The sequence below is a fragment of the Streptomyces sp. NPDC031497 genome (assembly GCF_055580905.1).
Map to the genome: position 1 here is coordinate 346,385 of NZ_JBVIKO010000004.1, position 12,408 is coordinate 358,792.

At 69.5% G+C, this 12,408-nt stretch carries 13 protein-coding genes; 8 read left to right on the top strand and 5 right to left on the bottom strand.

Annotated elements, in window-relative coordinates:
* Positions 1–41: 41 nt before the first annotated feature.
* From ACZ5K7_RS10200 to ACZ5K7_RS10215, 4 genes are all read left to right on the top strand, one after another.
* Entirely contained in the window at positions 42–725 is a 684-nt protein-coding gene (locus ACZ5K7_RS10200; protein WP_351711783.1) for an SGNH/GDSL hydrolase family protein, read from the top strand.
* Between the two features lie 88 nt (positions 726–813).
* Positions 814–1,401, top strand: a complete 588-nt coding sequence (locus ACZ5K7_RS10205) for a Uma2 family endonuclease (protein WP_453565542.1) — start codon at positions 814–816, stop codon at positions 1,399–1,401.
* Between the two features lie 90 nt (positions 1,402–1,491).
* On the top strand, positions 1,492–2,265 hold the full coding sequence (locus ACZ5K7_RS10210; RefSeq protein WP_351711779.1) for a TIGR03084 family metal-binding protein: 774 nt from the start codon (positions 1,492–1,494) through the stop codon (positions 2,263–2,265).
* A gap of 67 nt (positions 2,266–2,332) precedes the next feature.
* Positions 2,333–3,325, top strand: a complete 993-nt coding sequence (locus tag ACZ5K7_RS10215; protein ID WP_468912604.1) for an aldo/keto reductase — start codon at positions 2,333–2,335, stop codon at positions 3,323–3,325.
* A 227-nt stretch (positions 3,326–3,552) separates the two neighbouring features.
* Here the strand turns inward: ACZ5K7_RS10215 and thpR are convergent, their stop codons facing one another.
* Complete coding sequence (thpR, locus tag ACZ5K7_RS10220; protein ID WP_468912353.1) at positions 3,553–4,125, bottom strand: RNA 2',3'-cyclic phosphodiesterase; 573 nt, start codon at positions 4,123–4,125, stop codon at positions 3,553–3,555.
* A gap of 26 nt (positions 4,126–4,151) precedes the next feature.
* Between thpR and ACZ5K7_RS10225 the strand changes: the two genes are divergently transcribed.
* On the top strand, positions 4,152–4,670 hold the full coding sequence (locus ACZ5K7_RS10225) for a GNAT family N-acetyltransferase (protein WP_468912355.1): 519 nt from the start codon (positions 4,152–4,154) through the stop codon (positions 4,668–4,670).
* 31 nt (positions 4,671–4,701) lie between these two features.
* On the opposite strand, the gene ACZ5K7_RS10230 is transcribed toward ACZ5K7_RS10225, so the two are convergent.
* Positions 4,702–6,060, bottom strand: coding sequence for an MFS transporter (locus ACZ5K7_RS10230; protein ID WP_351711438.1), 1,359 nt, complete (start codon positions 6,058–6,060; stop codon positions 4,702–4,704).
* 28 nt (positions 6,061–6,088) lie between these two features.
* On the bottom strand, positions 6,089–6,526 hold the full coding sequence (locus tag ACZ5K7_RS10235; RefSeq protein WP_351711436.1) for a MarR family winged helix-turn-helix transcriptional regulator: 438 nt from the start codon (positions 6,524–6,526) through the stop codon (positions 6,089–6,091).
* 181 nt (positions 6,527–6,707) lie between these two features.
* Between ACZ5K7_RS10235 and ACZ5K7_RS10240 the strand changes: the two genes are divergently transcribed.
* Entirely contained in the window at positions 6,708–6,902 is a 195-nt protein-coding gene (locus tag ACZ5K7_RS10240; RefSeq protein ID WP_352223476.1) for a ribbon-helix-helix protein, CopG family, read from the top strand.
* 25 nt (positions 6,903–6,927) lie between these two features.
* Here ACZ5K7_RS10240 and ACZ5K7_RS10245 read toward each other — a convergent pair whose 3' ends face one another.
* Positions 6,928–8,379 carry an NCS2 family permease gene (locus tag ACZ5K7_RS10245; protein ID WP_351711432.1) on the bottom strand — a complete coding sequence of 484 codons (1,452 nt, stop codon included), beginning with the start codon at positions 8,377–8,379 and terminating at the stop codon, positions 6,928–6,930.
* Between the two features lie 112 nt (positions 8,380–8,491).
* On the opposite strand from ACZ5K7_RS10245, the gene ACZ5K7_RS10250 reads away from it, so the two are divergent.
* Together ACZ5K7_RS10250 and ACZ5K7_RS10255 are read left to right on the top strand one after the other, a co-directional pair.
* On the top strand, positions 8,492–8,749 hold the full coding sequence (locus ACZ5K7_RS10250) for a DUF2530 domain-containing protein (RefSeq protein WP_351711456.1): 258 nt from the start codon (positions 8,492–8,494) through the stop codon (positions 8,747–8,749).
* Positions 8,750–8,861: 112 nt separating this feature from the next.
* Positions 8,862–11,261, top strand: coding sequence for a cation-translocating P-type ATPase (locus ACZ5K7_RS10255; RefSeq protein ID WP_468912357.1), 2,400 nt, complete (start codon positions 8,862–8,864; stop codon positions 11,259–11,261).
* A 44-nt stretch (positions 11,262–11,305) separates the two neighbouring features.
* Here the strand turns inward: ACZ5K7_RS10255 and ACZ5K7_RS10260 are convergent, their stop codons facing one another.
* On the bottom strand, positions 11,306–12,139 hold the full coding sequence (locus tag ACZ5K7_RS10260) for a hypothetical protein (protein ID WP_468912358.1): 834 nt from the start codon (positions 12,137–12,139) through the stop codon (positions 11,306–11,308).
* Positions 12,140–12,408: the final 269 nt, after the last annotated feature.

Here is a 12,408-nt window from a genome sequence, read left to right on the forward strand (position 1 = left end):
CTCACACCCCACCGCTCCCGCTGATCGTCCATCATGAGCGGATGCTCAGGTTCATGCCCGTCGGGGACTCGATGACCATCGGCAGCACGGGCGAACACACATGGCGGTACCGCATGTGGCAGCACCTGTGCGCGACCTACGGCGGCCCGTTCACCCTGGTCGGCCCGCGCGAGACGCTGTACGACAAGCTCGCCGACGCGCCCGTGTCGTACACCTACGCCGATCCGGACTTCCCGCGCGCCCACCTGGCCGGCTGGGGCGAGGGCTGGCTGCACATGGCGCCGCTCATCGGGGAGGCGGTGCGGTCCTGCCGCGCCGACGTCCTCCTCGTCTCCCTCGGTCTGATCGACCTGGGCTTCTACACCAACGCGGAGCAGACGGCGGCGAACGCACGGTCCTTCGTGGCGGCCGCGCGGGAGGCCAACCCGCGCATCCGCATGGTGGTGCTGCCGGTGATCCCGAACATCCGGGCCGCGTCGGACCCGCAGTTCGCGGAGCAGGTGAACCTCTTCAACGAACTGCTGGCGAAGACGGTCGCCGACCTGGACGAGCCCCGCTCCCCGCTGCTGCTGGCCTCGCCCCCGCCGTCGTACGACATCGACACGGACACCTACGACGGCACCCACCCCAACGCGAACGGCGAGCACCGCATCGCCGAGGCGTTCGCGGAGGCGATGTGGCAGGGGTGGGACCTGGGCGAGGAGTACGCGGCCGGAACGGACTGACCGGATTCCGCCGTTGCCCGGTCACCGTGCGTATCGTTGAACCGCGCGGCCGCACTCGTGCGGAGGGTGGCCGGGGAGGAGCGCCAGGATGACCGTCCTCGAAGACAGGATCGCGATGGCCGAGAGCGACGACGAGATCACGCTCGACGAGCTGTTCGAGCGGATCGAGAAGATGCCCGCCCCCGAGGGTTACAAGGTCGAGATCGTCGAGGGGACCGTCTTCATGGCACCGCAGCGGGACACCCACTGGGAGATCATCGCGGACATCTACGAGCAGTTGCGGACCAAGTACCCCCGGAAGCGGGTCAAGTCCGATGTCCGTGTCGACTACCCGGGGCATCTGAACGGGTTCGCGTCCGACGTGACGGTGATGGCCGAGGAGGCGGTGAAGAACGGGAAGGGGCTCTGGCGTTACCAGGACGTCGAGTTCGTCGCCGAGGTCATCTCCCGGGGTACCGCGGCCAACGACTACGGCCTGAAGAAGACCGCCTATGCCCAGGCCGAGGTCCCCGTCTACCTGATCGCCGACCCCTACCAGCGCCGCTGCCACATCTACACCAACCCCAAGGGCGACGACTACGCGACCGAGACCAAGGTCGACTTCGGCGACGAGGCAGACCTCACGGCCACGGTCGTCGGCCTCACCCTGAAGACCGACGAGTTTCCCACCGACTAGCCCTCCCCGCACCGGAGTTGAGCCGTTCCCACGGGCCCTTCGACTAGGGTCGGCCGTGCCTGCCGTCAACGCGTGCGAAGGTGATTCCGGATGCTGAACTACGGCCTCGACCTCTCCGTTCTGGAGGGCGACCTCGCGGTCCCCGACCTGGTGGCCGAAGGGGACGAACTCGACGCCCTGGTGTCGGCGCACCCTGACTGGACCAGGCCGACACCGGCCGTGGGGTGGACGATCGCCCACCAGATAGCTCATCTCGCTTCAGCCGACGCCAACGTTGTCACCGCCATACGGGCCCCGGAGGCGTTCGACGCCGTGCTGAAGCAGGCCGAGGCCGCGGGCGCCCGGTACGCCGATCTCGACGCCGCCGCGGGGGCGGCCGAACCGCGGTCGGCACTGCTGGCCCGCTGGCGCGCGGGCCGGGCCGAGGTGGCGGCGGCGCTCCGTGACGTAGCCCGGGACCACGGCTTCCCCTGGTACGGCTCGCAGCTGACCGCGACGCTCATGACACCGCTGCGGTTGATGGAGACGTGGGCCCACGGGCAGGACGTCTTCGACTCACTCGGTGTGTCACGTCGTCCGACGGACCGGCTCAGGCAGGTGGCCGCCCTGGGAGTGACCGGACGGGAGCTGTCCTTCCACGCCGCGCAGCTGCCCGGTCCGACGGAGCCGTTCCGTATCGAGCTGACCGGCCCCGGCGGCCAGGTCTGGGCCTGGGGCCCGGAGAACGCGGCGCAACGGGTGCAGGGCACCGCCCTCGACTTCTGCCTCCGGGTCACCCGGCGCAGGTCCCTGGCCGAGACCGGCCTCAGGGCCGTCGGCGAGGACGCGGGCAAGTGGCTCGACATCGCGCGTGTCTTCCTCTGAAGAACCCCGGCCCGACCGGACGGAAGTCCTTGCCTAGAGCGCACTCCACGACGTTGGCTGGGTGACCATGAAGTACACGCAGCTCGGACGTACCGGACTCAAGGTCAGCCGACTCGTCCTCGGCACCATGAACTTCGGCCCGCAGACAGACGAAGCCGCCAGCCACGCGATCATGGACGCGGCGCTGGACGCCGGCATCAACTTCTTCGACACCGCCAACGTGTATGGCTGGGGTGAGAACAAGGGGCGGACCGAGGAGATCATCGGCAGCTGGTTCGCCAAGAGCCCCGCCCACCGCGACAAGGTCGTGCTCGCCACCAAGGTGTACGGCAACATGGCCGCCGACGGCGACGCGTGGCCCAACCACGACAAGCTGTCCGCGCTGAACATCCGGCGCGCGGTCGACGCCAGCCTGAAGCGGCTGGGGACCGACTACATCGACGTCTACCAGTTCCACCACATCGACCGCGCCACCCCCTTCGAGGAGATCTGGCAGGCGATCGACACCCTCATCACGCAGGGCAAGATCCTGTACGTCGGGTCCTCCAACTTCCCCGGCTACAAGATCGCCCAGGCCAACGAGATCGCCGCCCGGCGCGGCGGCACCATCGGCCTCGTGAGCGAACAGTGCCTCTACAACCTCGCCGAGCGGCGCGCCGAGATGGAGGTCATCCCGGCCGCGCAGGACTACGGCCTCGGGGTCATCCCCTGGTCGCCGCTGCAGGGCGGGCTGCTGGGCGGGGTCATCAAGAAGGAGGTCCAGGGCGGCCGACGCGCCTCCGGACGGGCCGCCGACGCCCTCGCCGACCCCTCCACCCGCGCGCAGATCCAGTCGTACGAGGACCTGCTCGAAAAGCACGGCATCGAGCCCGGCGAAGCCGCCCTCGCCTGGCTGCTCACCCGCCCCGGCGTGACGGGCCCGATCGTCGGCCCGCGCACCGCCGAACAGCTGGAGTCGGCGCTGAGGGCCGTCGAGCTGGAGCTGAGCGAGGAGCTGCTGACCGGCCTCGACGAGATCTTCCCGGGCCCGGGCCCCTCCCCGGAGGCCTTCGCCTGGTAGCCCACGTAGGGGGCAGCGCCCCGTAGGGGTGCGGGGCTGTATCAATATGCGGCTCCGCCGCGTGGGCGCGACCAGCTCTCACGCGGCGCAGCCGAACCCCGGCCGCCCGCAGTTCCTCGCCCTCTTCCACTCACCGCATGGCAGAGGCCACGGCAACCACCACGAACAACAGCACAAGCGCACCGGCCATGATCCGGTTCCTGGTCTTCGGGTCCACGGCAACGAGCCTAACCGCCCGCCGCGAGCCCCCAGCGGGCGACCACCTCGTACCGCGGCTGCTCCCCCGGCACCCCGGACGTCGGCAGGTTGCTGCGCACCAGCGTCAGCTCCTCCACCGTCCAGGTCCGGCTCGCGAACTGTGCGAGCAGCTCGACGTACGGCCCTGCCTCCACCGCGTCCCGGCTGCGCGCCACCGTCAGGTGCGCCTTGTAGCGGCGGTGGTCCCCCATCGGTACGCCCGCCTTCCGCGCCGCCGCCTCCGCGCGGTCGGCGAGGAGCCGGAGGGTCTCCAGGTCCCCCCGGGCGCCCGCCCACACGGCCCGGCCGTGGCCGAACTGGCCGCCGCCCGCGACGGACAGCGGGAAGGGCGGCGTGCGGTGGGCCGCGCGGGCCAGCCGGTCCGACAGGTCCGGTACGAGGCCGTCCTCGACCTCGCCGTAGAACGCCAGGGTGTAGTGCCAGCCGGGGCGGCCGGTCCAGCGCAGCGCGTCCGCGCCCGGCAGCCGCTTCAACCGGTCGACCTCGGCGGCGAGTTCGGCGGCCACCTCGGCCGGGGGCAGCACGGCGGCGAAGAGTCTCATGCGGACCAGCCTGCCATCATGAGGAGATGCAGATCACCATCAGAGAAGGCGGCCCGGAGGACATTCCCGCGATACTCGGCATGCTCGACAGCTGTGTGGAGTGGCTGGTGGGTCAGGGGCGGACCGAGCAGTGGGGGACGACGCCGCTGTCGGATAACCAGAAGACGGTGGAGTCGGTCGTCCGCTACATGGACGAGGGGGTGACCTACATCGCCGAGGCCGACGGGGTGCCGGCCGCCACGCTCACGGTCACCGACGCGCCCGGCGCCTATCTGTCGCATCTCCCGCCGCCCGGTGAGCCCGAGCGGTACATCCACTGGCTGGCCTCCGACCGCCGGTTCAAGGGCCACGGCGCGGGCAGCGCGCTGCTGGCGCATGCCGCCGAGGAGACCCGGCGGGCCGGGGTCTCGCTGCTGCGGGTGGACTGCTACGCGGGCGCCGACGGCAAGCTGGTCCGCTACTACGAGGGCAACGGATTCGTCCGCACCGAGACCTACACCGCCGGGAACGGCTGGGCGGGACAGGTGCTGGCCCGGCGGCTGTAGTACGCCCTCCGGGCCGGCACCCGTACGTGTCTCACGCGGCCGCGGCGAGCTCCTCCTGGTCCTCCCGCTCCTCGCGCGGGACGAACCGCACCCGCGGGTGGCCGCCGTACCAGCCGACCGACAGGCGCAGGTTGCCGACGCGGGCCAGGACCAGGCCGATCACCACGGCCGCCGCGGCGGCTATGGCACCGCCCACCGCCAGGCCGGCGCGGACGCCGTACGCGTCGGTGATCCAGCCGGCGATGGGCGCGCCGATGGGGGAGCCGCCCATGAACACCATCATGTAGAGGGCCATCACCCGACCGCGCATGGCCGGGTCGGTGCCCATCTGGACGGTGGTGTTGGCGGTGACGTTGACCGTCATGCCGAACATGCCGATCGGGACCATGAGCAGCGAGAACAGCCAGAGGGAGGGTGCGGTCGCGGCCACCAGCTCCAGTCCGCCGAAGGCCACCGCCGCCGCGAGCATCACCCGCAGCTTGGCCGTGCCGCGTCTGGCCGCGAGCAGGGCGCCGGCCAGGGAGCCGACCGCCATCAGGGTGTTGAAGAGGCTGTAGGAGCCGGCGCCCGCGTGGAAGACGTCGTCCGCGAAGGCGGAGAGGTAGACGGGGAAGTTGAAGCCGAAGGTGCCGATGAAGCCGACCAGGATGATCGTCCACGTCAGGTCGGGGCGGCCGGCCACATAGCGCAGGCCCTCCCGCAGCTGGCCCTTTCCTCTCGGCGCCCGCCGCACGACGTGCAGGTCACGCGCGCGCATCAGCAGCAGGCCGGCGATGGGGGCGACGAAGGACAGGCCGTTGAAGAGGAAGGCGTAGCCGGTGCCGACGCCGGTGATCATCAGGCCGGCGACGGCGGGGCCGACCAGGCGGGCCGACTGGAAGTTCGCGGAGTTGAGGCTGACCGCGTTCTGCAGCTGGTCCGGGCCGACCATCTCGGAGACGAAGGACTGGCGGGCCGGGTTGTCGACGACCGTGGCGAGACCGACGACGAAGGCGGCGAGGTAGACGTGCCAGACGTGCACATGGCCGGAGAGGGTCAGCAGCGCGAGCGCGATGCCGGTGAGGGCCATGGACGTCTGGGTGACGAAGAGCGCGCGCCGCTTGTTCAGCCGGTCGACGAGGACTCCGCCGTAGAGGCCGAAGAGCAGCATCGGCAGGAACTGCAGGGCGGTGGTGACGCCGACGGCCGTCGCGGAGCCGGTGAGGCTGAGGACCAGCCAGTCCTGGGCGATGCGCTGCATCCAGGTGCCGATGTTGGAGACGACCTGGCCCGCGAAGAACAGGCGGTAGTTCCTGACCTTCAGCGAGCCGAACATCGAGGACCTGCGGGGTGCGGGGGTAGTAGGGGCGGTCGGTGCGGGGGCGGAAGGTGCTCCGGATCCCGTACTCAAAGTGGGTTCGCCTCCTCGTTGAAGGGTTTTACAGGTGAGCGAGCTTCTCCAGGACGGGGGCGGCCGCGCGGAGCTTTGCCCATTCGTCCTCGTCGAGGCCGTCGACCAGGCCGGCCAGGAACGCGTTGCGCTTGCGGCGGCTCTCTTCGAGCATCGCCTCGGCCTGCTCGGTCTTGGTGACGACCTTCTGGCGCCGGTCCTCGGGGTGCGGCTCCAGACGGACCAGTCCCTTGGCTTCGAGCAGCGCCACGATGCGGGTCATCGAGGGCGGCTGCACATGCTCCTTGCGGGCCAGCTCACCGGGGGTGGCCTGGCCGCAGTTGGAGAGGGTGCCCAGCACCGACATCTCGGTGGGGCTCAGTGACTCGTCGACCCGCTGGTGCTTCAGCCGTCGCGAGAGTCGCATCACGGCGGAGCGGAGGGAGTTCACGGCGGCCACGTCGTCGCCATGGGTAAGGTCCGGCATGTCCTTAGAGTAACTCATTACCCTCCCTAAGGACCACCTGGGACACGCCGTGCGCCCGTGACCTCGGCCACTGACTCCGGAGGTCCGGGGGTCTCCCCCAGAAAACCTCGCGTCACCCTTACGGGTGAGCCGAATCCGGAAAGTGACGCATCGGGCGCCCGGATGTGGCGCCCTCGTATGCATGGGGACCAGCGTGCTCAGCCTGCGGATAGACAAAGAGCTGCTCGACCGGCTCCGGCACCATGCGGCGAAAAGGGGAATGAGCGTCCAGGACTACGTGGTCCGGACGCTCATTCGCAACGACTTCGACGAGCGGTTCTCGGCCGCCGTCGAGGAGACGGAGAGGTTCTACGGCGATCAGGTCAAGGTCACATGAGACCCCGGCCGGACCGGGCTCGGGATCAGGTGAGACCCAGCGCCGGCATCAGGTAGTAGAAGGCGAACACGGCCGCGACCACGTACATCGCGACCGGGATCTCCCTGGCCCGGCCGGCGGTCAGCCGCAGCACCACGAAGGTGATGAAGCCCATGCCGATGCCGTTCGTGATCGAGTAGGTGAACGGCATCATCACCATGGTCACGAAGGCCGGGATCGCGAGGGTGTAGTCGGCCCAGTCGATCTCCTTGATCGAGCCGGCCAGGATCAGGAAGCCCACCGCGAGCAGCGCCGGGGTGGCCGCCTGGGACGGGACCATCGTGGCGACCGGGGTCAGGAACAGCGCCACGGCGAACAGCGCGCCGGTGACGACGTTGGCGAAGCCGGTGCGCGCGCCCTCGCCGACGCCCGCCGTCGACTCCACGAAGCAGGTGGTGGCCGAGGAGGAGCTGGCGCCGCCGGCGGCCACCGCGACACCGTCGATGAAGAGGACCTTGTTGATGCCCGGCATGTAGCCCTGGGCGTCGGTCAGCTTGGCCTCGTCGCTGACGCCCATGATCGTGCCCATGGCGTCGAAGAAGCAGGACAGCAGGACGGTGAAGACGAAGAGGATGCCGGTCAGCACGCCGACCTTGCCGAAGCCGCCGAAGAGGCTGACCTTGCCGAGCAGGCCGAAGTCCGGGGTGGAGACGGGGTTGCCGGGCCACTTCGGGACGGTCAGGCCCCAGGTCGCCACATGGGCGACGGAGTTGATGATCAGCGCCAGCACGGTCATCGCGACGATGGAGATCAGGATCGCGCCGGAGACCTTGCGGACGATCAGCCCGAGGGTCAGCAGCACGCCGAGCACGAAGACCAGGACCGGCCATCCGTTGAGGTGACCGTCGGTGCCGAGCTGGAGCGGGACGGTGGTCTGGGCGACGTCCGGGATCCGGGTGACGAAGCCGGAGTCCACCAGGCCGATCAGCATGATGAACAGGCCGATACCGATCGAGATCGCCTTGCGCAGGCTGTAGGGCACGGCGTTCATCACGCGCTCGCGCAGGCCGCTGGCGACCAGCAGCATCACGATGAAGCCGGCCAGCACCACCATGCCCATCGCGTCCGGCCAGGACATCCGGGGCGCCAGCTGGAGGGCGACGACGGAGTTCACGCCGAGACCGGCGGCGAGCGCGATCGGCACGTTGCCGATGACACCCATGAGCAGCGTGGTGAAGGCGGCGGTGACGACGGTGGCGGTGACCAGCTGACCGTTGTCGAGCTGATGGCCGTACATGTCCTTCGCGCTGCCGAGGATGATCGGGTTCAGCACGATGATGTACGCCATCGCGAAGAACGTGGCGAAGCCGCCGCGCACCTCGCGGGCGAGGGTGCTGCCCCGCTCGGAGATCTTGAAGTACCGGTCGAGCGCGCCGTAAGCGGGGGTCGCACCCGGCTGTTCGGGGGCGGGGGCCTGAGTGGGAGCCGGGGTCGACATTGGATGTTCCTACGATCAGAAGTAGCCAGACACAAACGGTTTCAGTATGAACGTATGAGTTCCAGATCGCTATCTCCGCGCGTAGACCCCGGGGATGCGTAAGCTGAGCACCATGGCGAAGTGGACCCCCAAGCACGAAGCACCGGAGCCCCTGGAGGGCCCCGTCGTCCCGACCATCGTCGGCGGCACGATCGTCTGGTTCGTCCTCTTCCTGGTCCAGCTCCCCTTCTACGGCTGGTACGCCGACCACGGCCACACCTGGTGGGTGTGGACCTGCCTGGCCGGCGGCGGTCTCGGGCTGATCGGCGTCTGGTACGTGAAGAAGCGGGACGCGGCCATCAAGCGGGCGGAAGCGGCCCACGCGCTGTAGGGGAGGCCGTCGGGGCCGCTCTACAACCAGGGCACGACTTCCCTCCTCCCCTGGTCGGATCTTCCGGGCACTCGGCAGGTGAACGCGCAAATCCGCACGTACCGTCGAACGTATGACGCACATCGACGCGGGCGCGGAACTCGACCCTGTGCATCCGGTCCCGCTGCCGGCCCCGGCCCGGCCGAGCGGGCTGACCACCGCCGAGGTCGCGGAACGGATCGCGCGCGGCCAGGTGAACGACATTCCGGTGCGCAGCAGCCGCTCGTTCGGCGAGATCGTGCGCGCGAACGTCTTCACCCGGTTCAACGCCATCATCGGTGTGCTGTGGGTGGTCATGCTCGTGGTGGCGCCGATCCAGGACAGCCTGTTCGGCTTCGTGATCCTCGCCAACACGGGCATCGGCATCGTGCAGGAGTGGCGGGCGAAGAAGACCCTGGACTCGCTCGCGGTGATCGGCGAGGCGCGGCCGACCGTGCGCCGCGACGGGGCCGCGGTGGCGGTGGGCACCAGCGAGATCGTGCTCGACGACCTCATAGAGATCGGCCCAGGCGACAAGATCGTCGTGGACGGGGTATGTGCCGAGGCCGACGGTCTGGAGATCGACGAGTCGCTGCTCACCGGCGAGGCCGACCCGGTCGTCAAACACCGCGGCGACCAGGTGATGTCGGGGAGTTTCGTGGTGGCCGGCGGCGGCGCGTTCGCGGCCACGAAGGTCGGCCGGGAGGCTTACGCGGCCCAGCTGGCCGAGGAGGCCTCCCGTTTCACGCTGGTCCACTCCGAGCTGCGCTCCGGTATCTCGACCATCCTCAAGTACGTGACGTGGATGATGGTCCCGGCCGCCATCGGCCTGGTCGCCACCCAGCTCGTCGTCAAGAACAACGGCCTCAAGGATGCCGTCGCCCGCACGGTCGGCGGCATCGTCCCGATGGTCCCCGAGGGCCTCGTCCTGCTCACCTCCGTCGCCTTCGCGATCGGCGTGATCCGGCTGGGCCGCCAGCAGTGCCTGGTCCAGGAGCTCCCCGCGATCGAGGGCCTCGCCCGCGTCGACACCGTCTGCCTCGACAAGACCGGCACGCTCACCGAGGGCGGCATGGACGTCACCGACCTGCGGGCGCTGGACGGGTTCGACGAGACGTACGTACGCAAGGTGCTGGGCTCGCTCGGCGAGTCGGACCCGCGCCCGAACGCCTCCCTCCAGGCGATCATCGACGCCTATCCGGACAGCGAGGACTGGCGGTGCGTGGAGTCGCTGCCCTTCTCCTCCGCCCGCAAGTACAGCGGGGCGACCTTCAGCGAGGGCGACGGCGAGCTGAGCACCTGGCTGCTGGGGGCGCCGGACGTGCTGCTCGCCGACGGCGACCCGGCGCTGGCCGAAACCGTGCGCCTCAACGAGGAAGGGCTGCGGGTGCTGCTGCTCGCCCGCACCACCCGGGACCTGGACCACGCGAAGGTGGCCGAGGGCGCCCGCCCCACCGCCCTGGTGGTCCTGGAGCAGCGGCTGCGGTCCGACGCCGCCGACACGCTCCGCTACTTCGCCGACCAGGAGGTCCGGGCGAAGGTGATCTCCGGCGACAACGCGGTGTCGGTCGGTGCGGTGGCCGCGAAGCTCGGCCTGAGCGGTACGACGGTGGACGCGCGCCGGCTGCCCGCGGAGCCCGACGAGATGGCCGAGGCCCTCGACGAGGGCACCGTCTTCGGCCGGGTCACCCCGCAGCAGAAGCGGGACATGGTGGGGGCGTTGCAGTCACGCGGGCACACCGTCGCGATGACCGGGGACGGCGTGAACGACGTACTCGCCCTCAAGGACGCCGACATCGGTGTCTCGATGGGCTCGGGCTCCGAGGCCACCCGGGCGGTCGCGCAGATCGTCCTGCTCAACAACAGCTTCGCCACGCTGCCCTCGGTGGTGGCCGAGGGGCGCCGGGTGATCGGCAACATCACCCGGGTCGCCACCCTGTTCCTGGTCAAGACGGTCTACTCGGTGCTGCTCGCGGTGCTCGTGGTCTGCTTCCAGGTCGAATACCCCTTCCTGCCCCGGCACCTGACCCTGCTGTCCACCCTCACCATCGGCATCCCGGCCTTCTTCCTGGCCCTCGCCCCCAACAAGGAACGGGCCAGACCGCACTTCGTGCGCCGCGTGATGCGCTACTCGATCCCGGGCGGAGTGCTGGCCGGTGCCGCGACCTTCGTGACGTACCTGCTCGCCCGCCACTACTACACGGGCCCCGGCTCCCTGGACGCCGAGACCAGCGCCGCGACCCTCACCCTGTTCCTGATCTCGATGTGGGTCCTGGCGATCATCGCCCGCCCGTACACCTGGTGGCGGGTCGCCCTGGTGGTCTCGATGGGCGTGGCGTTCGTGTTCGTCCTCGCGGTACCGGCGCTGCAGAGCTTCTTCGCGCTGAAGCTGGTGGGGGTGGCGATGCCGTGGACTGCCGTCGGCATCGCCGTGGTGGCGTCGGCCGTGCTGGAGTTCGCCTGGAAGTGGGTGGAGCACCGCTTCCCCGACTAGGTCAGTGCGGCTCGGCCAAGCGGGCCGAGCCGCACTGACGGGGCTTACTGCACGTCGACGTAGTCGCCCGTGGCGCTGACCGCCGGGGTCGTGGAGGTGCCCGCGAAGGAGTAGCGGTAGTAGCCGTCCACCGTCGCCGTGGTCGTGGTCTTGAGGGCGCCCGTGGAGGAGGACTTGATGGTCTTCAGCGTGGTGTAGGTGCTGGAGCTCTTCTTGCGGAACTGCAGCTTGACCGACTGGCTGCCGTAGCCGGAGTACTTGTTGGTGTCCCAGTTGGCGCGGGTCAGGGAGCCGGTGACCGTGATGGTCTTGCCCTTCTTCACCGGCTCCGGGGCCGCGTTCACCGTCAGCTTGGACAGGCGCTGGACCAGGGTGGTGGCGAGGCCGCTCTGGTCCTTGTAGCCGACCTTGCTCAGGTCGGGGTTGGTCGGGCTCTGGCCGTTGAAGGCGACGGCCTCGGCGGCGACGCTCCAGCTGCCGGCCCAGACGCTCTTCAGGTCGCCGTCGGCCGGGTAGATGTCGACGGAACCCGTGCAGGTGGCGGTGGTCGACGAGGTGGCGGTGCAGGTCGCCGAGTCGGCGTCGCCGTACAGCTCGGGGGCCGAGTCGCTGTAGGAGCCCTTGTAGAGGAAGGCGTCCGTGTAGAAGTCCTTCGCGGTGATGTCCACGTCGGTGCCGTGGGTCAGCGTGTACGTGTACTTGACGCTGACCTCGTTGGTGGTGCCGACCTTGACCGCCTTGGCGATCGACAGGTTCGAGAAGCCGGCGTTCAGCGTGTACGGGGTGCCCGAGTCGCCGACGGCCTGTGCGGCCGGGACTGCGAGGGCGGAGAGGGCCAGGGCGCCGGAGACGGCGGCCACAGTGGCACGAATGCGCATGGATTCCCCAGGTGGAGAACAGTGGGCGCGAGGCCCAAGTGATCTAGGGAGTCTGTTGACTCGGTGATCAGATCCACGAGGGGCGGGACTGGTTGTACGTGGAAGACGTAATCCGGCAAGATTTTACGAGTTTTGCGACCGGATTACGTCCCCATGGGACTGCTACTGCTTACTACTGCACGTCGACGTAGTCGCCCGTGGCGCTGACCGCCGGGGTCGTGGAGGTGCCCGCGAAGGAGTAGCGGTAGTAGCCGTCCACCGTCGCCGTG